Genomic DNA, 26,722 nt, shown 5'->3' with positions numbered 1-26,722 from the left:
TGCATGTTTGAAATTGCCGTAAAATACGGGCAAATCCTTTAAAATTTATTGAGGTTCCTAATTGGAGGTATTGCGATGAGCACAGCTGATAAAATATTTATTGAAAACTGTAGGGACATAATTGAAAACGGCTATTCAACGGAAAATGAAAAAGTACGCCCCGTGTGGGAGGACGGTACGCCGGCATATACAATTAAGCGTTTCGGAGTGGTCAACAGATATGACCTTTCAAAAGAATTTCCTATTACAACCCTTAGATATACAAATTGGAAAGCCGCTATAGATGAACTGCTGTGGATTTGGCAGAAAAAAAGCAACAAAGTTTCAGAGCTTAACAGCCACATCTGGGATGAATGGGTTGGCCCGGACGGCACAATTGGAAAAGCATACGGTTATCAGCTGGGAGTTAAACATAAATATGCCGAGGGGGAATTTGATCAAGTTGACAGGGTTCTTTACGACCTTAAAAACAACCCATACAGCAGGAGGATAATGACAAATATCTATAACTTCCAGGATCTGCATGAGATGAACCTTTATCCGTGCGCATACAGTATGACTTTTAATGTAACGGGAAATAAGCTGAACGCTATACTGAACCAACGCAGCCAGGATACGCTGATGGCAAATAACTGGAATGTCGTTCAGTATTCTGTGCTTGTTCATATGTTTGCCCAAGTCAGCGGCCTTGAAGTAGGGGAACTTGTCCATGTTATAAGCGATATGCATATATATGACAGGCATATTGAAATGGTTAAGGAGCTTATAAGCCGTGAACCGTTGCCTGCTCCTAAATTCAAAATGAATAAGGAAATTAAAAATTTTTATGATTTTACGGTTGACGATTTTGAAATTACAGACTACAATTACGGCAAAAGCTTAGGGAAAATACCGGTTGCCATATAGGAGGGCTTTTTATGATACAGATTGTAGCGGTTGACGAAAGGTGGGCCATAGGCATAGACGGCGGGCTTTTGACCGATCTGCCTGAAGATATGAAATTTTTCAGGGAAACGACTCAGGATTCCGTTATAATTATGGGCAGGAAAACCCTGCTTTCATTTCCAAACGGCAAACCGCTTAAAAATAGGATAAATATAGTTATAACAAAAGATAAAAATTTTGAAGAAAGCGGGGCTGTAATCTGCCACAGCATTGAAGAGGCCGTTGATATTGCGGAAAATTACAAAGACAAAAAAGTGTTTGTGGTAGGCGGGGGAACTGTTTACAGGCAGATGCTTAAATATTGCGACACGGCTTATATAACAAAAATTTATAAAACGTTTGAAGAAGCCGACACATTTATTGACAACCTTGACGAACTTCCGGAGTGGAAAGTTGAAAGTGAAAGCGAATTAAAGGAATATAATGGTTTAGGCTTTAGGTTTATAACTTACAAAAGGATATAGATTTTTAAGAAAGAAGTGTTTTATATGGTTAATGCAAGTATTGCGATACAGGTTTTGCCGGATACGCTTGACGATAACGAAACGGTCCGCATTGTTGACGAAGTTATTGCCTATATTGAAAGCACGGGGCTTAAATTTTTCGTTTCCCCTTTTGAAACAACCGTAGAAGGAGATTACGACAGGCTGATGGAAATTGTTAAGCAATGCCAGCTTATAGCCGTTAAGGCGGGCGCTCCGGGAGTTAAAAGCTATGTGAAAATATTTTTTAACCCGAATGAGGAAATACTTACTATAAATGACAAAATTGATAAGTACATAGATAAAAACTGTGACGAATTGAATAAGTAGCGTTTAAAGCCGCAAGTTTTGTAAGGGTTTAAAGCTTGAAACATGCGGCTTTTATTTTATTATTGATATATGCGGACTGACGGCATGGGGGGTTATCGTGTTATATAGTGAAAAGCGTTAAAATCGGATATAAAAAACAAATGCGGCGTATCTTTAATTTATATTTAAAGATACGCCGCATTTACTTTTTTCAATAGTTTTTCCATATCATTTATTTTACGAAATTCAACAAATATTAAAAGTGTGAATTTAATAGTGTTTTGTTTACGGCTTTGGCTGTATTTTTAACTGCGTTTATCAATTATGAAAGATTATCATAATTTAATCATTTTCATTATTGAATAAATATAGGAAATATTTTTTGCTTGAATTGAAGGGATATTTTAAATAAATTTATTGCTTTAATTTTTACGGCAGATTTTAATGGTTAAAAGTTTACGGCAGGTTTTTCGATTTTTTATTGCCTTAATTGAAGAGAATAAAATTCATCTATTGACAAAAACTAATAAAGCGAATACAATAATACTATACCCCCAGAGGGGTGTATGAAAGGGTGTGATTTTTTGAAAGATAAATTTGACGTTACGGGCATGACGTGCAGTGCATGCAGCGCCCATGTTGAAAAAAGCGTATCTAAGATAGACGGAGTAAACAGTGTCGCCGTTAACCTTCTTCAAAATTCCATGGTTGTCGATTATGACGAAAGCAAAACAGGGATTGATGAAATTATTTCGGCTGTGGAAAAGGGAGGGTACGGAGCTTCAAAAGCCGGCTCTGCCGAAACGCATGCAAAACCTAAAAATATTGCGGAAGATGAAATTAAAAATATGAAGCGCAGGCTTATTATTTCCTTTGCATTTTTGATACCTCTATTTTATATTTCCATGGGACATATGATGGGGGCGCCGCTTCCGTCGATATTAACTGACGGCGAGAATATGATGGTGTTTGCTTTGACTCAGCTTATACTCACCTTGCCTATAATGTATGTAAATGACAAATACTTTAAAAACGGTTTCAAAAGCCTTTTTAACAAGGCTCCCAATATGGATTCGCTTATTGCGATAGGCGCGACTGCCGCGGCCGGATACAGTATTTACGCAATATTTAAAATGGGATACTATTTGGGGCATGGGAATATGGAAATGGCCCATGCAAATATGATGGATTTGTACTTTGAGTCGGCCGGTATGATACTTGCGCTTATTACACTTGGAAAATTCCTTGAAACAAGATCGAAAGGCAAAACAAGCGAAGCTATCGAAAGACTTCTTGACTTAGCGCCGAAAAAAGCGACTGTTTTCAGAAACGGAAAAGAAGAGGTTGTTCCTGTTGAGGATGTTTCGGCCGGAGATATTGTTATTGTTAGGCCCGGGGAAAGCATACCCGTTGACGGAATAATTACGGAAGGCGCTTCCTCGGTTGACGAGGCGGCTATTACAGGAGAAAGCATACCCGTAGAAAAGGCTGTCGGAGATAAAGTTATTTGCGCTACAATCAATAAGACCGGAAGTTTCCGATTTGAAGCTACAAAAGTCGGCGGGGATACGACTCTTGCGCAAATAGTTAAACTTGTTGAAGAAGCGTCGAGTTCAAAGGCTCCCATAAGTAAACTTGCAGATAAGGTTGCCGGCGTATTTGTACCGATAGTAATATGTATTGCGATTGCATCTGCGGCCGTATGGCTCTTTTTAGGGCAGGGTGCAAGCTTTGCGCTTTCAATAGGCATTGCGGTGCTTGTTATTTCATGCCCGTGTGCCCTTGGGCTTGCAACGCCTACGGCTATTATGGTGGGAACGGGAAAAGGCGCGGAAAACGGAATACTTATCAAAAGCGCTGAAAGCCTTGAAACGGCGCATCTTATTAAAACGGTTGTTCTTGATAAAACGGGAACCGTGACCGAGGGCGCGCCGAAAGTGACGGATATAATATGCGCCGAAGGAATAAATGAGAATGAGCTTTTAAAAATTGCGGCCTCTGCCGAAAAGTATTCAGAACACCCTTTGGCCGAAGCTATCATGAAGAAAGCCGAAGAAATAGGGATAGAAGCGGAAGATGTAACCGGTTTTCAAGCTGTAAGCGGACGGGGGCTGAACTGTGTGTTTAACGGAAGCCGTATTGTAGCCGGAAATGCGAAAGCTATGGAAGAAAACGGCATTGAAGCCGGCAATTTTGAAGAAAAGGCCAACAGCCTTGCCCTTGAGGGAAAAACGCCGTTGTATTTTGCCAAAGACGGAAATATAATCGGTATTATCGCCGCTGCCGACGTTGTTAAAAAGAACAGCAGAAAAGCTGTTGAGCTTCTTGAAAAAGATGGTATTGAAGTTGTAATGCTTACAGGCGACAATGCTAAAACTGCGGAAGCGATACGCCGGCAGGTCGGTATCAGCCGCGTTATAAGCGAAGTTATGCCTGAAGATAAGGAACGGGAAATAAGAAGGCTTCAGGAAGAAGGAAAAAAGGTTGCCATGATTGGGGACGGAATCAACGACGCGCCTGCTCTTGCAAGGGCGGATGTAGGCATTGCTATCGGCGCGGGGACAGACGTTGCCATCGAATCGGCGGATATAGTCCTTATGAAAAGCGATCTTTTAAGCGCGGTGGAAGCTATCGAACTGAGCAGGGCTACAATAAAAAATATTAAACAGAACCTTTTCTGGGCGTTTTTCTACAATGTTATAGGAATACCCGTTGCCGCCGGGATTTTATATCCGTTCTTTGGAATAAAGCTTAATCCAATGGTCGGAGCGGCGGCAATGAGCCTGAGTTCTGTATTTGTTGTTACAAACGCTCTGAGGCTTAGGTTTTTTAAGCCTTCGTTTGGAGCTTTAAATATAGAAAATCCACAAAGTGAAATTAAAAAGGAGGAACCAAGAATGAAAGAAAAAACAATGATTATTGAAGGAATGTCATGCTCGCACTGCACGGGCAGGGTTGAAAAGGCATTAAACAGTTTAGACGGCGTAAGCGCTGTTGTAAGCCTTGAAGGCAAGAGCGCGTCGGTTAAGCTTTCAAAAGATGTAAGCGACGAAACTCTTATAAATGCCGTTACGGAAGCGGGATATGAAGTTAAGGAAATCAAATAATTCATCGGCAGGGCGGATTTAAAATATTAACAATTAGATTATGCCGAAATGTATTAAGAGGTTTGCCAAACTTAATGTTTTGGATTAAAAAATGCGCTTTGTTTATGCACAAAAAGAGTATTAAACACTGATTGAATAAATATTTTTTAATTTAATATTATAAATGTACTATAAGGCTCAAAACATTGTTTTGGGCCTTATAGGCCGACAGCAAAAATATGTTAGGGGGAGTTTTATGCAGGCGGACAAAGCAGTTATAACAAGGCTTATTAAAACTGCGAGAGGACAGCTTGACGGTATACTTAAAATGGTTGAGGACGACAGATATTGCATTGACATTTCAAATCAGATTTTGGCGGCGGATGCAATTTTGAGAAAAGCAAACAGGGAAATTGTGAGGGCTCATATGAAGGGCTGCGTTAAAAGCGCATTTGAGGATGGAGATTCCGACAAAAAAATAGATGAGCTTGTGGATATGATAGATAAGATGACAAAATAGGTGGATTATGAAAGAAAAGTACAGTTTTAATGAGTTCGTAGATATAATAAAGGTTTTAAGAAGTGAAAACGGATGTCCTTGGGATAAGGAACAAACGCATGAAAGCCTTAGAGCCGCCATGATTGAGGAAGCGTATGAAGCAGTTGACGCCATTGATAAAAACGATATGAATAACCTTTGTGAAGAACTTGGCGACGTTTTGATGCAGGTTGTTTTCCATGCCGGGATAGAAGCTGAGAAAGGCGGATTTACTATTGACGATGTCATAGACGGCATAAGCAGGAAAATGATATTAAGGCATCCCCATATATTTGCAGGCGAAACGGCGGAAACGGCGGAGGATGTTCTGGAAAAATGGGAAAAAATAAAGAAAAAAGAAAAGGGATTTAAAACTCAAACGGAAATTATGGAAGCGGTGCCTAAAGCTCTTCCGGCCTTAATAAGAGCTAAAAAAATACAGTCAAAAGCGGCGGATGTAGGATTTGATTTTGAAAATACACGGGAGGCCGTAGAAAAACTTGATGAAGAAATACAGGAATTTAAAAACGCCCTATACTTTAATGATGGCGGTACAGCGGAAGAATTTGGAGATATTTTATTCTCATTAGTTAATATTTCAAGGTTTTTAGGCATAAATGCAGAGTTTTCCTTGACAAATGCATCAGAAAAGTTTATAAATAGATTTAGGTATATTGAGGGGTGTGCTCTTTTGAAGGGGAAAAACATTGAGGAATTAACCATTGATGAAATGAATGAGATCTGGGAGGACGCCAAACAATATAATTTAAATTCTATTCAAGGGAGGAAATACAATGAATAAGGCAGAATTAATCGCCGCTATGGCTGAAAAGGCTGAATTAAGCAAGAAGGATGCCGAAAAAGCATTGAAAGCTTTTGAAGATGTAGTTGCGGAGGAACTTAGAGCAGGCGGTAAAATCCAATTAGTGGGCTTCGGTACATTTGAAGTTGCCGAAAGGGCTGCCAGAGAAGGCAGAAACCCGCAGACAGGCGAAACAATGAGCATTGCCGCATCAAAAGCTCCTAAATTTAAAGCCGGAAAAGCTTTGAAGGATTCTGTAAACGAATAAAAATATTGCTTTGCCTGTACGAAAGAAGTACAGGCTTTTTTATTATTTTGGAGGTAAGCCTATGCGTCTTGATAAATTCCTTAAAGTTTCAAGGATAATTAAAAGAAGAACCGTTGCAAACGAAGCGTGCGACGCAGGACGGGTGTCCGTTAACGGAAAAGCGGCAAAAGCTTCTGTTGACGTTAAAATCGGAGATGTAATAGAAGTGCGTTTCGGAAACAATATAACAAAAATAGAGGTTTTGAGTATATCGGAAAATCCGCGTAAGGAAGAAGCGGCAAATATGTACAAAAGTATTCAATAACGCCAAGCATATATGTTTTTTGGTATGTTAAGGCAAAAGGGCATAAAATTGTTTTATTTATACGTTTTTATGTCCTTTTTTTTATGTAAACTATAACTTTTATACATTGTTTTTTAACTTTCCGCAGGGAAGGTGCTGAAAGTGACAAAGCTTATATTTACGCCGTTTACAAGGCTTTTTTGCTTGTAAATGAATGGAATTTGTGGTATAATAATTACAACAAATGTATGGACAAAACAGCCTTCGATATGGGCTGTTTTGTTAAGTTAATAAATATATTTTTTGGACACGGTACGGCATTTTGCGGCATAATTATTTAAAGCATATGTTTTTATGGCAATAATATTTATAATTGACGTTTAAATTTTTATATGCATGCGGTTTTTGCCGCCTCATTTTTAATTTTAGCGCAAGATTGGCTTTTTGCCTATTACCGCTGTTTTCAAGGGGAGAAAATAATGGCTAATGAATACAATGAAAATCAAATACAGGTTCTTGAGGGGCTTGAGGCGGTGCGCAAACGTCCCGGTATGTATATTGGTTCAACAAGCGCCAAAGGGCTCCATCATCTCGTTTATGAAATCGTCGATAATGCGGTTGACGAAGCTTTGGCCGGCTACTGCAGTGAAATTGACGTGACAATAAGCAACGGCAATGTTATAACAGTTAAGGACAACGGGCGCGGTATTCCAACGGGGATACATCATCAAAAGGGAATTTCAACTGTTGAAGTTGTATTCACTATTCTCCATGCAGGCGGAAAGTTCGGCGGAGGGGGATACAAGGTATCGGGCGGCCTCCACGGCGTCGGCGCGTCGGTTGTAAACGCTTTAAGCGAATGGCTGGACGTTGAAGTTTACAGGGACGGAAAAATTTATAAACAGAGATTTGAGAGGGGAACTCCTGTAACAAAGCTTGAGATTGTCGGCGACAGCAGTGAAACGGGAACTTTGATTTCATTCAAGGCCGACGGCGAAATTTTTGATACGACGGATTATGAGTATGATACATTAAAGCAAAGGCTCAGGGAAACTGCATTTCTTACAAAAGGAATTAAAATAAATCTTGTGGATAACCGCGACGGGATTGAACAGAAAAACAGTTTCCACTATGAGGGCGGCATTAAGGAATTTGTGCAGTATATTAATAAAAACCGTACGCCTATTTACGATAAGATTTTTTACGCGGAGGGCGAACGGGACGGAACTCTTGTTGAAGCGGCATTCCAACACAACGACGGATTTACGGAAAGCGTATACACTTTTGTTAATAATATAAATACTACTGACGGCGGAACTCATCTTGTAGGCTTCAGAAGCGGGGTGCTAAGAACGCTTAACAGTTACGGCCGCAAGATGGGACTTCTTAAAGAAACCGACAAAAACCTTTCCGGCGACGATATAAGGGAAGGTCTGTCGTGCGTTATAAGCGTTAAGGTAAGCGACCCTCAGTTTGAGGGACAAACGAAAACAAAACTCGGAAACAGCGAAGTTAAAGGCGCGGTAGACAGTGTTGTAAGCGAGAATTTAACATATTTCCTTGAGGAGAACCCTTCGATAGCCAAAACTATATTTGAAAAGGGGCTTATTGCATCCCGTGCAAGGGAAGCGGCAAAAAAGGCCAGGGAGCTTGTACGCCGTAAAACAGGGCTTGAGAATACACGGCTTCCGGGCAAACTTACCGACTGTACCAGCAAGGATCCTTATGAATGTGAGATTTATATTGTCGAAGGAAATTCCGCAGGCGGAAGCGCTATAAAGGCAAGAAATCCAAAAACTCAGGCCATACTGCCGCTTAGGGGCAAAATACTGAATGTTGAAAAAGCGCGCTTGGACAGGATTTTAAGCAGTGAAGAAATTAAAAATATGATTACTGCTTTCGGAACAGGGATTTCAGAAGAATTCGATATCGGAAAGCTCAGGTATCATAAAATTGTTATTATGACTGACGCCGATGTTGACGGCGCGCATATAAGGACATTACTGCTGACGTTCTTTTACAGATATATGCCGAAACTTATCGAGGACGGCAAAGTTTTTATTGCCCAGCCGCCGCTTTATAGGGTTGAAAAAAACAAAGAACATTATTATGTTTATGACGACGCACAGCTTGAACAGCTTTATGCCGAAATAGGACGCACAGGGATTAAAGAAGTGCAGCGTTATAAGGGCCTTGGCGAAATGGACTTTGACCAGCTTAGGGATACGACAATGGCTGTTGAACACAGGATATTAAAAAGGGTTGATATCGACGACGCTATTTTGGCTGATGAGATTTTCAGTATGCTTATGGGGGACAGTGTTGAACCCAGGCGTGAATTTATAGCGGAAAATGCCAAGTATGCCGATATGGATTTTTAAACACATGGCGGAAAGGAATTATTAAATGAGTGACGAATTGAATAAGGAAATTGACAAAGTCGTTTCCGTTGATATAAATGAGGAAATGAAACAATGCTATATCGACTATGCCATGAGCGTTATTGTTGCCAGAGCTCTGCCGGATGCAAGGGACGGCCTTAAACCGGTTCAAAGGCGTATACTTTACGCTATGAACGAGATGAACCTTGATCCTAATAAAGGATATAGGAAATCGGCCCGTATTGTCGGCGAAACGATGGGTAAATACCACCCTCACGGCGACAGCTCCATTTATCAGGCAATGGTTAGGATGGCTCAGAATTTTTCAATGAGGTATATGCTTGTTGACGGACACGGCAACTTCGGCTCAATAGACGGTTATGGAGCCGCGGCAAGCAGGTATACCGAGGCAAGGATGTCGAAAATAACCGCCGCAATGCTTGCCGATATTGAAAAAGATACGGTTGAGTTTATACCTAACTATGACGAAAATGAAAAGGAACCCGTAGTTCTGCCTTCAAGGATACCGAATCTGCTTTTAAACGGTTCGTCAGGTATAGCGGTGGGTATGGCGACTAACATACCGCCGCATAATTTAGGTGAAGTAGTAGACGGCGTTGTGAAAATGATTGACAACAAAATAGACGGCCGCGAAACGGAAGTTGAGGAACTTATGGAATTTATAAAGGGTCCGGATTTTCCAACGGGTGCTTCGATTTTGGGCAGAAGCGGCATACGCGCGGCATACAGAACGGGACGCGGAAAGATTATTGTAAGAGCTTTAGCGGAAATAGTACAAATGCCCAACGGCCGTGAAAAGATTGTTGTTACGGAAATACCTTATATGGTTAATAAGCTCAGGCTTATCGAAAAAATTGCCGAGCTTGTTAAGGATAAAAAAATCGACGGTATAAGCGATATTTATGATGCTTCTGCTGGCGATGATATAGAAATTGTAATAGAACTGAAAAAAGACGTTAACGCCAATGTAATTTTAAACCAGCTTTATAAGTTTACACAGTTGCAGGAAAGCTTTGGGGCAATTATGCTTGCCCTTGTGGATGGAAAACCTAAAGTCCTCAATTTGAAGGAAATACTTGAGGAATACCTAAAGCATCAAGAGGACGTTGTTACAAGGCGAACAAAGTTTGATCTCGATAAAGCTGAGAAAAGGGCGCATATACTTGAAGGCCTCAGGATTGCTATTGATAATATTGACGAAGTTATAAGAATTATACGCACAAGCTATGACAATGCCAAAGAGCGTCTTATGGAGCGTTTCAGCCTTTCGGAAATTCAGGCGCAGGCTATACTTGAAATGCAGTTAAGACGGCTTCAAGGGCTTGAACATGAGAAAATTGATAATGAATATAATGATTTAATGGTAAAAATTAAGTATTACAAAGAAATACTCGGCGATCAAAACAAGCTTCTCGGCGTAATAAAGTCTGAAATCTTGCTTTACAAAGAAAAGTATAATGACGAAAGAAGAACAAGTATAATAAATAACCCGGGTGAAATCGACATTGAGGATTTAATTGAGGAAGAAACAAGCGTTATAACGCTTTCAAACCTCAATTATATTAAACGTACGCCTCTTGATACTTATAAAAGCCAAAACAGGGGAGGAAAGGGCATTATCGGAATGCAGACCAGGGAAGAAGATTTTGTTAAAAGCCTTTTTGTTTCTTCGACCCATGATACGATATTGTTCTTTACAAACCTCGGCAGGGTTTATAAAATTAAAGGTTACCAGATACCGGAAGCCGGAAGAACGGCAAGGGGGATGGCAATGGTTAACTTGCTTGAAATATCTGCCGGGGAAAGTATAACGGCCGTGATACCTGTTAAAGAATTCAGCGAGGATAAATACCTTGTTATGGTTACTAAGAACGGTATAATAAAGAAAACTGATATGATGAGTTATGCAAATATCAGAAAAGGCGGCCTGAACGCTATAAATCTTAAAGATGAAGATGAGCTTATAAGCGTTCTTATTACAGAAGACAACGATGATATATTTGTGGCTACTCATAATGCAATGGGCATAAGATTTAAAGCTGAAGATGCGAGGGCTATGGGAAGGGTTGCCACGGGAGTACGGGCAATTAAACTACGCGGCGACGACTTTGTAATATGCGCCGATATTATAACAGACGACATGAAAGTTCTTAATGTAACTGAGAACGGATATGGCAAGCGTACTGTTGCGAGCGAGTTCAACACTCAAAACAGAGGCGGCATAGGCGTTAAAATTCATCAGATAACTGAAAAAACAGGCAAACTCGTTTCAATAGTTATGGTAAATGAGAATGAAGAGGTTATGCTTATAACAAGCGACGGCGTAATAATAAGACTTCGCGGAGCCGATATATCAACATATGGGCGCACAAGCCAGGGCGTTAAGCTTATGAACCTTGATAGCGGCGTTAAAGTTGTCGGAGTGGCAAAAATAAATGAGGACGACGTAGTTTGTGCAGAAAACGCCGAAACGGAATCTTCGGATGAAATAGTAATTACAAAAGCTTTTGATGATGAAGAGAAAATATAAAAACAAAACTTTTGACTAAACCGGTTAATTTTGTATAGGCAATAAAAGCGGTATTTAAGGCATATCATGTTTCAGAATATTCGACGATAACATATATAAAAGACGGCATTAATTAATGCCGTCTTTTTAAGTTGATTCACATGAGATTTTTTATGTTATAAATTGAAAACTTTATTTTTTCTCGAACATTTCTTTACCAACGCCGCAAAGAGGGCATTCATAATCGTCGGGAAGATCCTCGAATTTTGTGCCGGGAGCTATTCCGTTATCCGGATCGCCTTTTTCTTCATCATAAACATATTCGCATACAGTGCATACATATTTTGCCATTTTAACTCCTCCTTTAATTAAATGTTTTCAACTAACTTTTCGATTTCTTTGAGTTTTTCTTTTGTTGGCCTATATAAAACCTTGATTGGATCAAGGATTATATCAAACTTGCATTTACTCAGGATGTCGTTAATCTGATCGACGCTTTGTCCTCCCCAGCCGTAAGAACCGAAAGCAAAAGCTTTTTTGCCGTTTGGCGAAAGGCCTTTCATATATGTTAAAAATGCGGCTACTGTAGGAAGCATGTTGTTGTTAAGCGTAGGGGAGCCTACGGCTATATATTGTGCTTTTAATATATCGGTCATTATATCGGAAATATGAACGTTTTTTAAATCGCAGAACTGTACCTTTACGCCTTTGTTTTTAAACCCTTCGAGGACGGCTTTTGCAATGGTTTCGGTTGACTGCCACATTGAGTCGTAGACAATAACGGCGCTTTCTTCGGGAGCGCTGTCGGCAAAATATTCGTACATGTCCATTAGTTCTTTAACATATTTTCTTACTATCAGGCCATGGCCTGTGGCAAACATTTCAATATCAAAGTTTCTTAAAGCGCTTACGGCTTTTTTCGCCTGAATTCCGTAAGGCATTAATATATTTGCATAATACTTTTTTGCTTCATGCATAAAAATTCCATAATCGTTCTGATCGTCAAACTTATTGCTTGATGCAAGATGCTGGCCAAAGGCGTCGTTTGAAAAAAGGATTTTTTCTTCGGGGCAATACGTTACCATACTGTCGGGCCAGTGGAGCATAGGCGTAAGGAGAAAAGAAAGGCTTCTTTTTCCTATGGAAATTATATCCCCGTTTTTAACGGGCATAAATTTGAAACTTTTTCCGTAATGGGCCTCAAGCCCTTTCAAGCCGTTTGGATCGGATGTTACTATGGTAGCGTTGGGAGCCATATCGTAAATTATGGCAAGGGAGCCGGAATGATCCGGTTCGACATGATTTGAAATGATATAGTCGATTTTGGCAGGGTCTATTATCTCGCTGATACGTGCAATAAGTTCGCCTGCAAACATTTCTTTGACAGTATCGATAAGGGTTATTTTATCATCAATTATAAGGTAAGCGTTGTAAGAGGTACCGCGGTTTGTAGAATATCCGTGAAAGTTGCGGACATTCCAGTCTACCGCACCGACTTCATAAATTCCTTTTTTAACTTCCGTTACATTCATGTATAACATCTCCTTTGTTTTAATAAGACGTGATGCATATGTCGGCTTTAACCATTATGGTTCTATTATAATAGTATTGTTCAGAAAAAGCCAGAATATGTATAAATTTATTGTACTCATTGTGAAAATATAAGCAGTTGAACAATTTAGAACTATTATATTGTTCAACTGCTTTGCGGCTATAATATATTTTTAGATTTATCTTCTTCTTTTAGGAAATGTCCGGTGGACGGCAGTTTTGCAGCTCTGTAATATTCTGTGTTGCCGCTTTCAAATTCTTCGGCAGGCATAATCTTTGATATAGAGCTGTTCTTTTTAAGCGTATATACCTGAATTCCGGCAGCGTTTTTTGTGGCTGAAAGAGGGATCAACGAAGTGTTAATAAGGCAGGCTTTGTCGGCATCCCTTATTATTATATAATCTATGTCTTTATCAATTTTTTCCATATATAATACAGGAGATTTTGAAGAGTAGGCGTTTATTAGCCTTTTCCTGTTAGTTTTTGTATAGTATGCGTTAAGAGGAACTTTTGCGGCTTTTCCGTTTTCAAACATATAAACCATATTTCCGCTGTAATCGTATGTCGCCGCCATATAAATAATCTTTTCTTCATTGTCAAGGCCGAGAAGGTTGTTGAGATATTCCCCCAGCATGCTGGCTTTACATTCGGCTATATCGTTAGCTTTCATTTTATATACGTTCTGCATGTTGGAAAAAAATAATATCTCGGCTCTGTTTGTAGTTTCCGTTTCCGAGATTATCTTATCGTCGTCTTTCAACTTTTGTTCGCCTGAAGAACGCATTGAAACGAGGGTGATTTTTTTAAAATAATTATGTTCTGTAAGGAAGAGTTTGATCCCGTAATCTTCTATAGTATCCTCGGCGGATATTTCATCAATTTCACTGTGTGGCACAATCGAAGTTTTACGATCCTTATGAAATTTTTTTGAAACGGATTTGAGCTGGGAGCAGATAAGGTTTTTAATTTTTGTATTGCTACCAAGCGTTTCCGTAAGGCTTTTTATTTCCGAACGGAGGCTGTCTATTTCTTTCAAGCGGTTCATTATATATTCTTTGTTGATGTTTCTTAAACGTATTTCAGCTATATATTCGGCCTGTATTTCATCAATTCCAAAGCCTTTCATAAGGTTTGGGACAACCATTGTTTCAAGCTCTGTTTCACGGATTATTTTAATTGCCTTATCAATGTCTAAAAGTATTTTTTGGAGCCCTTCAAGAAGATGAAGTTTCGCCTCCTTTTTATTTATATCATATGAAAGCTGGCCTTTAATGGATGAAGTCCTGAAATCGATCCATGCGTCAAGTATACCTTTAATTCCAAGGGTTTTCGGATGGCCGTCTATAAGCAAATTAAAATTGCAGCTGAATGAATCCATAAGAGGAGTTTGTGAATACAGCTTATGCATTAGAACGTCGACTTTGGTATTCTTTTTGACGTCAATCGCTATTTTAAGGCCGCCGAGGTCTGTTTCATCGCGGACGTCCGTTATATCCCTGATTTTTCCTGTCCGTACAAGGTTGATAATTTTGTCTATTATTGCTTCTATTGTCGTAGTATATGGTATTTCCGTTATTTCCACACAGCTGTTTTCGCTGTCAAAATTATATTTGGCTCGTATTTTGAAACTGCCTCGGCCGGTATCGTAAATTTGGCGCATTTCGCTTTCGTTATATATAATTTCTCCGCCGGTGGAAAAATCAGGAGCTTTAAGAATATCAGCTATATTGCATTTAGGGTTTTTGATGTAAGCGGCTGTCGCGTCGCATATTTCGCTCAAATTAAAGCTGCATATGGAACTGGCCATGCCGACTGCTATTCCCTGATTTGGATTTACAAGTATATTAGGAAATGTTGTCGGCAGGAGAACAGGCTCTTTTGTTGAACCGTCATAGTTATCGGCAAATTCAACCGTATTTTTTTCTATATCGTTAAATATTTCGCTGCAAATCGGCGCAAGCTTAACTTCCGTATACCTTGGAGCGGCATACGCCATATCTCTTGAATACTGTTTTCCGAAATTCCCTTTACTGTCTATAAAAGGGTGGAGGAGAGCGCTGTTGCCCTCGGTAAGGCGCACAAGGGTTTCATATATTGCGCTGTCGCCGTGAGGATTAAGGCGCATGGTTTGGCCGACTACATTGGATGATTTTGTACGGCTTCCGCTCATAAGGCCCATTTTATACATTGTGTAAAGAAGCTTGCGGTGCGAAGGCTTAAAGCCGTCTATTTCGGGAATTGCGCGGGAAACTATTACGCTCATGGCATATGGCATATAGTTCAGCTCTAATGTATCGGTTATGTTTTGTTCATATATTTTTTCTTCAACAACTGTTTCGGGCTGTTTGTTTTTCTTTTTGGCCATGTAATATTCTCCTTTGGCCGCCGCCGCTATCTGGGAAACGGCGTCGGTGTTTATGCGGCGTCATATGATAAATTGAGAATAACGCCTAAAATAAATTATGAAACTCCTGCAATTATGAAGCGGGAGGTTTTTATAATAATCAGTTTCAGAAACTTTTTATGTATAATTATGAGTCAATAATAATATGTTAAACTTATAATTATATTATTTTTTTACCATGTTATATTAAATATAGTATACATAAAAATCATATATTTTGTATAATCATGTTTGTATAACAGCGCTTTTTATGAAGGACTGCCGAAAAGTCATAGTATTAATTTACGGCAGTCCATGGATGCGCTATGCTAATTCGCTGAAATCAATATATAAATGACCGTTTTCTTCTATATACTCTTTGCGGCCTTTAAGGTTTTCTCCAAGCAAAAGTTCAAATTTTTCCTGTGTGAGGGTTATATCTTCGGGCATAACCTGTATAAGCCTTCTGGTTGCGGGGTTCATTGTTGTTTCCCACATCATTTCGGGCTGGTTTTCACCAAGGCCTTTTGAACGCTGGATTGTATATTTCCCTTTTATTTTTGAGATAACGGATGCTTTTTCGCTTTCCGAATATGCAAAATATGTGTTTTTACCGGCATTTATTTCATAAAGCGGCGATTCTGCTATAAAAACTTTTTTCTCGTTTATTAATGTAGGAACAAGACGGTACAGCATTGTTAATATAAGCGTCCTGATCTGAAAACCGTCAACGTCGGCGTCGGTGCATATAATGATTTTGCTCCATTTAAGCTGGCTGAGATCAAAACTGTTTATATCCGAGTTATGCTTTGATTTTATTTCAACTCCGCAGCCGAGGACTTTAAGCAGATCGGTTATAATATCGTTTTTAAAAATTTTGTCGTAATCTGATTTCAGGCAGTTAAGTATTTTGCCGCGTACGGGTATTATTGCTTGAAATTCAGCGTCACGGCCGAGCTTGCAGGCTCCGAGGGCCGAATCGCCCTCTACAATATATATTTCGCGTCTTGCGATATCTTTTGTTCTGCAATTGACAAATTTTTCGACGCGGTTGCTGATGTCAAGGTTGCCTGTAAGTTTTTTCCTTATAGATACCCTTGTTTTTTCGGCAGTTTCACGGCTTCTTTTATTTGCCAGTATCTGCATAGCTATTTTATCGGCTTCAATTTTATTTTCGATAAAATATATTTCAAGCTGACGCTTAAAAAATTCAGTCATTGCTTCTTGAATAAATTTATTTGTTATAGATTTTTTTGTCTGGTTTTCATAGCTTGTTATGGTTGAAAATGAATTTATAACTAATATGAGACTGTCTTCTATGTCAGTGAATGCGATTTTTTTATCATCTTTTTTATAAAGGCCGTTTGCTTTAATATATTTGTCTATAGCGTATACGAAAGCGCTTTTTACAGCCTTGTCAGGCGATCCGCCGTATTCGAGGAAACTTGAATTATGAAAATACTGAAGGGTATTTATTTCATTATTAAAACAGAAAGCCGTTTCAAATTTCAGCTTATATTCAGGCTTGTCGTCCCTGTCTCGGCCGCGGGTTTCCGTTTCCCAAAACTGAATTGAGGAAATATTCTTATTTTCATTCAGTTCTTCAATATAGTCTTTAATTCCGTTAGGATAAAGAAATTCAAATTCCGAGACTGTTTCCTCGTCTTTTAGTATAAATTTCAGCCCTTTATTTACGATTGCCTGTTTTTTAATTACATCCTTGAAATATGGAAGGGGGATATTTATATCAGTGAAAACTTCAAGATCCGGACGCCATCTTATTTCAGTCCCGGTATCATTATTATTGCAGGTTTCTTTTATAAGCCCGCCTATGTTTTCGCCTTTTTCAAAATGAAGGCTGTATTTCATACTGTCCCTGTGTATTTCAACGTCCATATATTCTGACGAATATTGAGTAGCGCATGTGCCAAGGCCGTTTAATCCCAAGGAAAACTCATAGTTTTCCCCTGTATTGTTTTGGTATTTTCCGCCGGCATAAAGCTCGCAGAATACAAGTTCCCAGTTGAACCTGTCTTCATTTTTATTATAATCGACGGGAATACCGCGGCCATGGTCTTTAACGGTTATGGATTTATCAGTGTGGCGCGTTACCTCTATAACTGTTCCATAGCCTTCACGGGCTTCGTCTATTGAGTTGGAAAGTATCTCGAAGAACGAATGTTCGCATCCTTCGATGCCGTCGGATCCGAATATAACCCCGGGGCGAAGGCGAACGCGGTCTGCCCCTTTTAATGAAGTTATGCTTTCGTTATTGTACGAATTATCTTTTTTTGCCATTAATGCCACCTGCTTAGTATAATTTTAATTGGGTTTTGGCCAACACATTATAAAATACATTAATTATAATTATGTTGTCAAGTTTTTAGAACATATATTTTGTGCTTTAAATTGTCGGCTTATGTTAAACGCAGTCATATTTTTTTATGAAGCATATACCCAATACTGTCGGACCGATATGCGAACCGATAGTGGCTCCGATAATATCTGTTTCCTCAATAATTATATTATATTCTTCTAATAAATGGGTCTTGATTTTTTCAATTTCGTTAAAACGGACGCTTGTTACAAAAGAATATACATAATCATCCGGCGAGTGTGAAACTTCTTTTAAAGTTAAATTCAATATTTCTTTCACGGCGTTTTTATTTCCGCGCGCTTTGCCCAGCGGAACCAACTCTCCGTTTATAAGGCCAATTACGGGCTTTATATTTAATATTTGTCCGGCCAAAGCGGAAACTTTGCCGATGCGGCCGCCGTGTTTTAAATATTCAAGCGAGTCGACCGTAAAAAATACGCGGCCTGTTTTTTTGATTTTTTCGATATTGTTAAGTATAAGGCTGACGTCAAGCCCGTTTTCGCGCATTAAGGCGCACTGCTGAATTAAGAGCCCTTGGCTTCCGGTTGCAAGCATGCTGTCTATAATGTGGATTCTGCGGTCGGGATATTTTTCTTTCAGTTCATTAGCCGCATTATGCGCGCTTTGATAGCTTCCGCTGAACTTTTCCGTAAGGCAGAAACAAATTATGTCAGATCCCTTTTTTAATTCCGCTTCAAACTTTCGGATATAATCATATACCGGAGGGAATGAAGTTTTTGGATAAACTCCGTTATTTACCATTTCATCGGTAAGCGTCTTGACAGCAAGCTCCTCAATTTCCCTCATATATTTTTTATGATCCAATGAAACATAAAACGGCACTATGGTTACGTTATATTTTTTAATGATATTGTCGGGCAGATCACAGGAACTGTCTGAAAATATTGAAAAAGGCGTCATTTTTATCCTCCGTTTGCTATTTCGATTTTTGGGGTAATTTTATACTTAATTTTAAGCTGTGTCAATGGAATGGAATGTCATTGTTTAATTTATGGTATTCAGCCGTGTAATTTTAGGGCGGAATATATACCGCTTTTGATTATGTATTGAATGATTATTTAAATTATAAGAAACGCGTATATAAAATTTACGAATGGCCTTAATTGGTTTTATATGGTATACTCATAAGCAATCAGTTAAATTTTGTAGTAGATGAAAGGCTGTTAAATATGGGTAAAATACTTGTGATTGCGGAAAAACCATCCGTGGGGCGCGACATAGCTAAGGCGCTTGGCGCCGTAAAGAAAGGCGACGGATATTTATACGGCGAAAAATATGTGGTTAGCTGGGCCATAGGGCACCTGCTGACGCTTTGCGATCCCGAAGACTATGAGAAAAGCCTGAAGAAATGGCGTGCTGAGGATTTGCCTATTATCCCTGAAAATATAAAGCTGAAAGCTATAAAAGAAACCGAAAGCCAGCTTAATATATTAAAATCGCTTATGAACAGCAGCCGCATTGAAAGCATTATATGCGCCACCGACAGCGGGCGCGAAGGAGAATTGATATTCAGATATATATACGAATATGTAAAATGCAGCAAACCATTCGAGCGGCTTTGGATTTCAAGCATGACAGATAAGGCAATAAAAGACGGATTTGCGTCGCTTAAGGCAGGAAGCGAGTATGACAGCCTTTATAAAAGCGCAAAGTGCAGGAGCGAAGCCGATTGGCTTGTAGGCATAAACGCCTCAAGGGCATACACTTTAAAATACGATTCCCTTTTATCTATAGGAAGAGTTCAGTCGCCTACGCTTAATATAGTTGTCGAACGTCAGAAAGAAATTGATGCTTTTGAGGTAAAAGAATACTATGAAGTTATTGCGGATTACGGGAATTTTGAGGGCGTATGGTTTTTAAGGGAATTTACCGAAACGAAAATATTTGAAAAGGAAAAGGCGGAAGAAAAAGCAAAAAAAGTAGCCGGCAAAAAAGGCGTTGTCGAAAGAATTGAAAATGAAGAAAAACGTATTCCCCCGCCGCTTTTATACGACCTTACGGAACTTCAGCGGGACTGTAATAAAAAGTTCGGTTTTTCGGCCCAGAAAACACTTTCGGTTGCACAGGATCTTTATGAAAAAAGGAAAATGATAACATATCCTCGTACTGACAGCAGGTATTTGAGCGACGATATGGTTCAAAAAGTTGGCTCAATACTGCGCCGGCTTAAAAATACGGAAGAATACAAAGACTGTCTGGAATATGTTTTTTCATTGAAGGAGCTGCCGTTTTCAAAAAGAATAATTGATAATGCAAAAGTTACGGATCACCATGCGATAATACCGGCAGACTGCAATTTTAATACCGGCAGATTGACAAATGACGAAAAAAAGGTTTTTAATTTAATTGTTTTGCGGTTTATTTCGGTTTTTTATCCGGTTTATGTTTATAATATTACTAGGGTTATAGTTAAATGTCTTGAAGAAACACTTATTTCTAAAGGCACGACAGTTTTAAGCGAAGGATGGACAGCTTTATATAAGGGAATTGAAGAAAAGGGGAAAAAACAGAAAAAAGATGATGAAGCAATAATTCCTCCGTTAAAAGAAAAACAGGAAATCCAAATAATTTCGGCAAAAGCTGTTAAGAAGAAAACAACTCCGCCGAAACCATACACGGAAGCCGGTCTGCTTTCGGCAATGGAAAACGCCGGGCGCTTTATAGAAAACGAGGGTATAAAAGAAGCTATTAAGGACAGCGGGATTGGAACTCCGGCAACAAGAGCGGCTATAATCGAAAGGCTTTTAACGGTGGGATACGTTGTAAGGAAGGGAAAAAGCATTATACCTACTGAAAAAGGCCGGAAACTTATGGATGTGCTTCCGGAAGAGCTCAAAAGCCCAAAGACAACGGGAAGATGGGAAAAGGGGCTTTCTTCTATTGCAAAAGGGAAAATGCAGGAAGAAAGGTTTATGGAGAGCATAAAAAAATTTGTGTATTTTCTTGTTGATAATGCCAATAAAAGCGGAATCGACGTAGTATTTGAGGAAGAAAGGAAAGGCCGTTCAAAAGGAAGCCTTGGCAAATGTCCGGTATGCGGAAAAGGGGAAATTTTTGAAAACAGCAAAGCGTTTTTCTGCAGCGGATGGAAAAGGGGATGCAATTTTACTGTATGGAAAAATTCGCTTGACAGTTATGGAAATACCGTAGACTCAAAAATGGTTAAAAATATATTAAAATACGGAAAAGCCGAAGGCGTAAGCTGTACCCTTCCACAGACAGGCGAAAAAGGCGCCGCCGATATAATTATAAATACTAAGCTTAGCGGTGGCATAGAAATTACGAATTTTAAACGTCTTTAATTCGGGCTATAAATTCCGAAAAGAATTTTTCGAATTTAATATCGTTTTCTTTGGCGCGTTTTTTTATTTTTGTACTGCGGAACCCGTTTTTTCTCATTTCGCGGCTTATATGACGTTCAAAAAGCATACGGCCTATATTTAAATCAGTATATTCAAACCCGTTTTGATGCAGTGCAAAAGCGCTTTTTGACATTGCCATAACGGCAAGCCCATAATCCTGCGTTATGCATATATCGCCTTTGTCAATGCAGTTTATAATTGCGAAATCAACGGAATCAGGACCTTTGTCAACTGTTTTGACAAGGCTGTAGCCGTCGTTGTAGCAGTGGCTCGTATCGAAAAACATGATAACGGGTATATTTTCTTTTTTAGCAATATTAACTATAATGCTTTTTACGGGACATGCGTCCGCATCGACTAATATTTTCATTGAAATTCCTCCTTAACATATTGTTAATAATATATGAATTGTTTGTTAACGTCAAAAGAATTAATAAAATTTTAATAGCCTTTTTGGAAATATTTTGTTATAATACATGCGTTAATGCAATGCACAAGGAGTGGTTTTATGCCAATTAAATTACCAGCACATCTACCGGCACAGGAAATATTGGCCAAAGAAGGAATATTCGTTATGGACGAGGACAGGGCTTATCACCAGGATATACGTCCTCTTAGGATAGCTATTTTAAACCTAATGCCGCTTAAAGAAGTTACGGAAGTTCAGCTTTTAAGGCTCATCGGCAATACGCCTCTTCAGATTGAAGTGACTCTTCTTGCCCCAAAGACGCATGATCCAAAAAATACTTCGCCCGAACATATGAAAAGCTTTTATCATACTTTCGATGAAATAAAAGGAAGCAAATTTGACGGAATGATAATTACCGGGGCGCCGATTGAACTTTTTGAGTTTGAAGAGGTGAACTATTGGGAAGAAATTACCGAAATAATGGAATGGACAAAGAGCAACGTTACAAGCACAATGCACATATGCTGGGGAGCCCAGGCAGGGCTGTATTACCATTACGGGATACCAAAAAGAATTCTTGATAAAAAGGTTTTCGGCGTTTTCCCGCATTATACGAACAATTACAGCGACAAGCTTCTAAAAGGGTTTGACGATGAGTTTTTTGTGCCTCATTCCAGGCGTACTGAAGTAAGGCGCGAGGATATAGTTAAAAATCCAAAAGTCGTTATATTGTCTGAAAGCGAGGAATCTGGCGTATATATTGCCATTGCGAAGCATGGAAGGCAGATATTCGTTATGGGACATTCGGAATACGATCCGCTTACGCTGAAGGCGGAATATGACAGGGATATAAAAAAAGGCATTGATATAGACGTGCCTCTTCATTATTTTAAAGACGACGACCCGACAAAAATGCCTATTGTGCGTTGGCGTTCCCATTCAAACCTGCTTTTCAGCAACTGGCTCAACTACTATGTATATCAGGAAACGCCTTATAATGTTGACAATATAAACGCCGTTGAATAAGGAGGAATATTAATATGAAAAAACTGGCATGTATTATGCTTACTTTAGCCGTTATGGTTTCTATGTTTGCAGGATGCACAAAGACGGAAGCTCCGGAAGACAACACAAACGGACAGACACAGCAGGAAGAACAGCCGCCTTCGGATTCCACAGAGGAAAACGGTCAGGACGGAGAAACTGCCGATAAAAGTGAAAAAGTTTTAATCAATGTTGCGCTTTTAAAAGGCCCTACTGCAATGGGAGCGGCGGCCTTAATGAATGAAAGTGAAAACGGTTTTGTTTTCGGAAACTATTCGTTTGAAGTTTATAACACGCCCGACGAAGTCACGGCTAAAATTATAAACGGCGATGTAAGCGTTGCGGCTGTTCCCGTAAACCTTGCGTCGGCTTTATATAACAAGACCGAAGGAGAAGTGCTGATTGCGGCAGTAAATACATTGGGCAACTTATATATTGTTGAAAACGGAAGTTCGGTTTCTTCATTGGCTGATTTAAGCGGAAAAACAGTTGTTATGGCCGGACAAGGAGCGGTACCAGAGTATGTAATGGAATTTATTTTGTCAAAAGCAGGCATTACAGATACCACTTTAAGCTTTGTTTCAAGCCATTCGGACGCAGTTGCCGCCATTGTTTCGGGCGATGCCGATATTGCGCTCCTTCCGGAACCTTTTGCTACGGCGGCTATGAAAAAAGTAAGCGGCCTTAATATCGCCATTGACGTAGCTGAAATTTGGGACGAATATTCATACGAGGAAAAAGGCGTTGCAAATACTTTGCCTATGGGCTGTATAGTCGTAAGGAAGGACTTTCTTGACGAATACGAAAAGGAATTCAGCAAGTTCCTTGACGAATACGACTATTTTATCGATGTGACAAACGATGAAGAAGAAATTGATGCAGTTTCCGAGTATATTGTTACTTACGGTATAGTTGACGACAAAGAAATTGCCTCAGAATCTATACCAAGGTGCAATATCATTTTTATTGATGGGAGCAAAATGCTTAGGCTTGTAGATAATTTCCTTTCGACAATGTATGAATTTAACCCTAAATCTGTCGGCGGGGCTATACCGGAAGAGGATTTTTATTATATAAGGAACTGATGAAAAAATAAGAATACAGACCGAAAGGCTCACATATATTTGGTGAGTCTTTTGGCATATAAAGGAGAACGGGATTGAAGGGGAAAAAAAATTACGGAATAAATTTATTATGCGTACTATTTTGGATTGCCGCATGGGAAGCCGTATCGCTTTTTATTGGAAAAGAGCTTCTTTTTCCGTCGCCTGTATCAGTTTTCGGCATTTTGGCTTCAAACGTTTTTGAGCCGGTATTTTGGTTCAGCGTGCTTCATTCGCTGGGGCGTGTTGCGATGGGGTTTATATTTGCAGTTTTCGCAGGAACGGTTTTAGGAGCGGTTATGAGCGTTTCAAGACCGGTTGAATATATATTTTCACCTATTATTACGGTTATAAAATCAACCCCGGTCGCATCTTTTATAATATTGGTTCTGCTTTGGGTTAAAAGCTCCGATGTACCCATACTGATTTCGTTCCTTATGGTTTTGCCGATTATAAGCGGAAATATATTTTCTGCTATTAAAGGAACGGACATAAAACTATTGGAGATGGCGAAGGTTTATAATTTTAGCTTTGCTAAAAAAGTTAAGCTTATATATATTCCGCAATGTCTGCCGAATTTTTATACCGCATGCGTTATGGGCATTGGATTTGCCTGGAAATCTTCAATAGCGGCTGAAGTTATTGCCAATCCTGCTTTTTCTATAGGGAGGGGGCTTTATAACAGCAAAACATATCTTGAAACGCCGCAGCTTTTTGCATGGACGTTAGTTGTAATTGTTTTAAGCCTGCTGCTTGAAAACCTTTTTAAAAAGTTTATGCAGGGTGTGTTTAGGGCGGAGGGCAGAAAGTGGTTGAATTAAAAGGCGTATCAAAAAAATTTGACACAATATTGTTTGAAGATTTTAATATAATTTTTGAAAAAGGAAAAACAACAGTGCTGCTTGGCAATTCAGGCTGCGGCAAAACGGCGCTGATCAACATACTGCTGGGATTTTTAAAGCCCGATAAGGGATATGCCGATCTTGGCGGAGCAGAGCGGGTTTCGGTTGTTTTTCAGGAAAATCGGCTTATTAACAGCATTAATGTTTTAAACAACTTGCTGTGTGTTAATAATGATGATAAATTATGCAAAGAGGTATTGGAAAAACTTAATTTAAAAGATTCTTTGTTAAAGTATCCGGAAGAATTAAGCGGAGGAATGAAAAGGAGGGTTGCCCTTGCACGGGCGATAGTTTACGGCGGCGATCTGTTCATAATGGATGAACCGTTTAACGGCATCGATATTATACTTAAAGAAAGGCTGATGCCAATGGTTAAAAGCGTTCTGCACGGCAAAACGGCTGTATTAATTACCCATGAAATACAGGAGGCTGTAAATATGGGTGATAATATAGTTATACTTGGCGGCCGGCCGCTGAAGATTTTAAAAATTATTGAAAACAAAAATAATGTAAACGACGTAAGTTATATTGAAAATTTATTGAAGAATACGGAGTGTGATTTTTAAGTGGAACCCGGCAGTTGGTATCTGTTTATAGTTCTTATCGTTTTAGTTTCATTATCGGCATTTTTTTCATCGTCTGAAACGGCGCTTGCATCAATAAGCAGGATTAAGCTCCTGAATATGATTGAGGAAAATGTAAAGAATGCAGACATTGTGCAGAAACTTTTGGAAAGCCCTCAAAAACTTTTAAGCGCAATACTTGTCGGAAATAACATTGTTAATATAGGGGCGTCCTCGTTGGCTACCGCTATTGCCATTGAGATAAGCCCGAAATACGGCGTTACTATCGCAACGGTTTTAATGACTATTGTAGTGCTCATTTTCGGCGAGATAACCCCCAAGACGTTTGCCGCTGAAAACTCGGAGAAAATTGCTCTTGCCGTTGCAAGGCCTATTAATTTTGTGATTAAGGTGCTTACGCCGTTTGTTAAAGTTTTTGATGTGGTAACATGCGCCATAATTAAAATCCTCGGGGGACGGAACGATGACAAAACGCCGACAATAACCGAAGCTGAACTTAAAACGATGGTTAACGTCAGCCATGAGGAAGGCGTTTTGGAAATTGACGAAAGGGAAATGATTAATAATGTCTTTGACTTTGGTGATTACAAAGCAAAGGACGTTATGACTCCGAGAACGGAAATGGCTACGGTTTCTAAAGACGCGGGATATGAAGAGGTCATTCAAGTGTTTAAAGAGGAGCAGTTTTCAAGGATTCCGGTTTATAATGAAGATATTGACGATATTATCGGCATACTATTTCTAAAAGACGTATTTTTTGTAGACGACAAGGAAAATTTTACGCCTGAAAAATATATGAGGGAACCGTTTTTCACATATGAATCAAAAGAAATCAGCAAGCTTTTGAAGGAAATGAGAACAAACAGGATCGCGCTTGCTATAGTACTTGACGAATACGGCGGTACGTCGGGACTTGTAACTGTTGAGGATATGGTTGAGGAAATTGTAGGCGAGATAGCCGACGAATTTGATGAAGATGAAAAAGACGATATAGAACAGGTTCATGAAAACGAATATCTTGTAGACGGTACAACCAGGATTGACGATATAAATGAAATGCTCGGAACACGGCTGGAAAGCGATGACGTCGAAACTATAGGCGGATATGTCATCGGATTTTTAGGGCGTTTTGCAGTGGCCGGAGAAACGGTTACAACAGACGGCCTTGAAATCAAGGTTGAAGAAGTTGAAAAAAACCGTATTACAAAGCTCAGGGTTAAAGTCCTTCCTAAGGAAAACGAAGAAGAATAAGCGGTTTGGAAAATGAAATATGCCTTTAAGCCTGATAAACAAGCGGCAGGAAATTTATTGCTTAAAATTTTGAATTAATTGTTTTGACATCGGTTTTCAGTAAATCAATTA

At 39.3% G+C, this 26,722-nt stretch carries 22 protein-coding genes; 16 read left to right on the top strand and 6 right to left on the bottom strand.

The features are described from left to right. Nucleotides 1–75 precede the first annotated feature (75 nt). The 10 genes from thyA to gyrA all read left to right on the top strand — a co-directional run bounded on the left by thyA (nucleotide 76) and on the right by gyrA (nucleotide 11,645). Nucleotides 76–906 carry a thymidylate synthase gene (gene thyA / locus NE664_00305; protein MCQ4725109.1) on the top strand — a complete coding sequence of 277 codons (831 nt, stop codon included), beginning with the start codon at nucleotides 76–78 and terminating at the stop codon, nucleotides 904–906. A gap of 11 nt (nucleotides 907–917) precedes the next feature. Next, nucleotides 918–1,409: a dihydrofolate reductase gene (locus NE664_00300; GenBank protein MCQ4725108.1), complete on the top strand. Its 492-nt coding sequence runs from the start codon at nucleotides 918–920 to the stop codon at nucleotides 1,407–1,409. Nucleotides 1,410–1,433: 24 nt separating this feature from the next. After that, nucleotides 1,434–1,757 carry a thiamine-binding protein gene (locus NE664_00295; GenBank protein ID MCQ4725107.1) on the top strand — a complete coding sequence of 108 codons (324 nt, stop codon included), beginning with the start codon at nucleotides 1,434–1,436 and terminating at the stop codon, nucleotides 1,755–1,757. 545 nt (nucleotides 1,758–2,302) lie between these two features. Further along, nucleotides 2,303–4,843: a heavy metal translocating P-type ATPase gene (locus NE664_00290; protein MCQ4725106.1), complete on the top strand. Its 2,541-nt coding sequence runs from the start codon at nucleotides 2,303–2,305 to the stop codon at nucleotides 4,841–4,843. A gap of 235 nt (nucleotides 4,844–5,078) precedes the next feature. Further along, a complete protein-coding gene (locus tag NE664_00285; protein MCQ4725105.1) occupies nucleotides 5,079–5,342 on the top strand; it encodes a metal-sensing transcriptional repressor in 264 nt (87 codons plus the stop codon). Nucleotides 5,343–5,346: 4 nt separating this feature from the next. Further along, complete coding sequence (gene mazG, locus NE664_00280) at nucleotides 5,347–6,162, top strand: nucleoside triphosphate pyrophosphohydrolase (GenBank protein MCQ4725104.1); 816 nt, start codon at nucleotides 5,347–5,349, stop codon at nucleotides 6,160–6,162. After that, on the top strand, nucleotides 6,155–6,430 hold the full coding sequence (locus NE664_00275) for an HU family DNA-binding protein (GenBank protein ID MCQ4725103.1): 276 nt from the start codon (nucleotides 6,155–6,157) through the stop codon (nucleotides 6,428–6,430). Before mazG ends, NE664_00275 begins: the two co-directional genes overlap by 8 nt. Nucleotides 6,431–6,491: 61 nt before the next feature. Then, nucleotides 6,492–6,734, top strand: a complete 243-nt coding sequence (locus tag NE664_00270) for an RNA-binding S4 domain-containing protein (GenBank protein ID MCQ4725102.1) — start codon at nucleotides 6,492–6,494, stop codon at nucleotides 6,732–6,734. A 458-nt stretch (nucleotides 6,735–7,192) separates the two neighbouring features. After that, nucleotides 7,193–9,094 carry a DNA topoisomerase (ATP-hydrolyzing) subunit B gene (gyrB, locus tag NE664_00265; GenBank protein ID MCQ4725101.1) on the top strand — a complete coding sequence of 634 codons (1,902 nt, stop codon included), beginning with the start codon at nucleotides 7,193–7,195 and terminating at the stop codon, nucleotides 9,092–9,094. 25 nt (nucleotides 9,095–9,119) lie between these two features. After that, a complete protein-coding gene (gyrA, locus tag NE664_00260) occupies nucleotides 9,120–11,645 on the top strand; it encodes a DNA gyrase subunit A (GenBank protein ID MCQ4725100.1) in 2,526 nt (841 codons plus the stop codon). Nucleotides 11,646–11,816: 171 nt separating this feature from the next. Here gyrA and NE664_00255 read toward each other — a convergent pair whose 3' ends face one another. From NE664_00255 to NE664_00235, 5 genes are all read right to left on the bottom strand, one after another. Beyond that, entirely contained in the window at nucleotides 11,817–11,975 is a 159-nt protein-coding gene (locus tag NE664_00255) for a rubredoxin (protein ID MCQ4725099.1), read from the bottom strand. A gap of 17 nt (nucleotides 11,976–11,992) precedes the next feature. After that, nucleotides 11,993–13,156, bottom strand: a complete 1,164-nt coding sequence (locus NE664_00250; GenBank protein MCQ4725098.1) for an FprA family A-type flavoprotein — start codon at nucleotides 13,154–13,156, stop codon at nucleotides 11,993–11,995. Nucleotides 13,157–13,335: 179 nt separating this feature from the next. After that, entirely contained in the window at nucleotides 13,336–15,540 is a 2,205-nt protein-coding gene (locus NE664_00245) for a topoisomerase IV (protein ID MCQ4725097.1), read from the bottom strand. A 342-nt stretch (nucleotides 15,541–15,882) separates the two neighbouring features. Continuing rightward, entirely contained in the window at nucleotides 15,883–17,856 is a 1,974-nt protein-coding gene (locus NE664_00240; GenBank protein ID MCQ4725096.1) for a toprim domain-containing protein, read from the bottom strand. A gap of 124 nt (nucleotides 17,857–17,980) precedes the next feature. After that, nucleotides 17,981–18,856, bottom strand: a complete 876-nt coding sequence (locus tag NE664_00235; GenBank protein MCQ4725095.1) for a DegV family protein — start codon at nucleotides 18,854–18,856, stop codon at nucleotides 17,981–17,983. A gap of 269 nt (nucleotides 18,857–19,125) precedes the next feature. On the opposite strand from NE664_00235, the gene NE664_00230 reads away from it, so the two are divergent. Continuing rightward, nucleotides 19,126–21,258, top strand: coding sequence for a DNA topoisomerase 3 (locus NE664_00230; GenBank protein MCQ4725094.1), 2,133 nt, complete (start codon nucleotides 19,126–19,128; stop codon nucleotides 21,256–21,258). Here NE664_00230 and NE664_00225 read toward each other — a convergent pair. Next, nucleotides 21,245–21,688, bottom strand: coding sequence for a YaiI/YqxD family protein (locus tag NE664_00225; protein MCQ4725093.1), 444 nt, complete (start codon nucleotides 21,686–21,688; stop codon nucleotides 21,245–21,247). The two genes, NE664_00230 and NE664_00225, sit on opposite strands and share 14 nt — an antisense overlap. Before the next feature lie 138 nt (nucleotides 21,689–21,826). Here NE664_00225 and metA point away from each other — a divergent pair, with 138 nt between their 5' ends. The 5 genes from metA (at nucleotide 21,827) to NE664_00200 (ending at nucleotide 26,611) form a co-directional block, all read left to right on the top strand. Further along, the gene (metA, locus tag NE664_00220) at nucleotides 21,827–22,753 is read left to right on the top strand and encodes a homoserine O-succinyltransferase (protein ID MCQ4725092.1); all 927 of its coding nucleotides are present in this window, start codon (nucleotides 21,827–21,829) and stop codon (nucleotides 22,751–22,753) included. 14 nt (nucleotides 22,754–22,767) lie between these two features. After that, the gene (locus NE664_00215) at nucleotides 22,768–23,856 is read left to right on the top strand and encodes a PhnD/SsuA/transferrin family substrate-binding protein (GenBank protein ID MCQ4725091.1); all 1,089 of its coding nucleotides are present in this window, start codon (nucleotides 22,768–22,770) and stop codon (nucleotides 23,854–23,856) included. A gap of 74 nt (nucleotides 23,857–23,930) precedes the next feature. Next, nucleotides 23,931–24,695 carry an ABC transporter permease subunit gene (locus NE664_00210; GenBank protein ID MCQ4725090.1) on the top strand — a complete coding sequence of 255 codons (765 nt, stop codon included), beginning with the start codon at nucleotides 23,931–23,933 and terminating at the stop codon, nucleotides 24,693–24,695. Continuing rightward, entirely contained in the window at nucleotides 24,683–25,342 is a 660-nt protein-coding gene (locus NE664_00205; protein MCQ4725089.1) for an ATP-binding cassette domain-containing protein, read from the top strand. Before NE664_00210 ends, NE664_00205 begins: the two co-directional genes overlap by 13 nt. Next, nucleotides 25,343–26,611 carry a hemolysin family protein gene (locus NE664_00200; protein ID MCQ4725088.1) on the top strand — a complete coding sequence of 423 codons (1,269 nt, stop codon included), beginning with the start codon at nucleotides 25,343–25,345 and terminating at the stop codon, nucleotides 26,609–26,611. Nucleotides 26,612–26,722: the final 111 nt, after the last annotated feature.

The organism is Anaerotignum faecicola (assembly GCA_024460105.1).
Lineage (GTDB): Bacteria > Bacillota > Clostridia > Lachnospirales > Anaerotignaceae > JANFXS01.
This window is presented reverse-complemented; position numbering and strand designations above follow the sequence as displayed.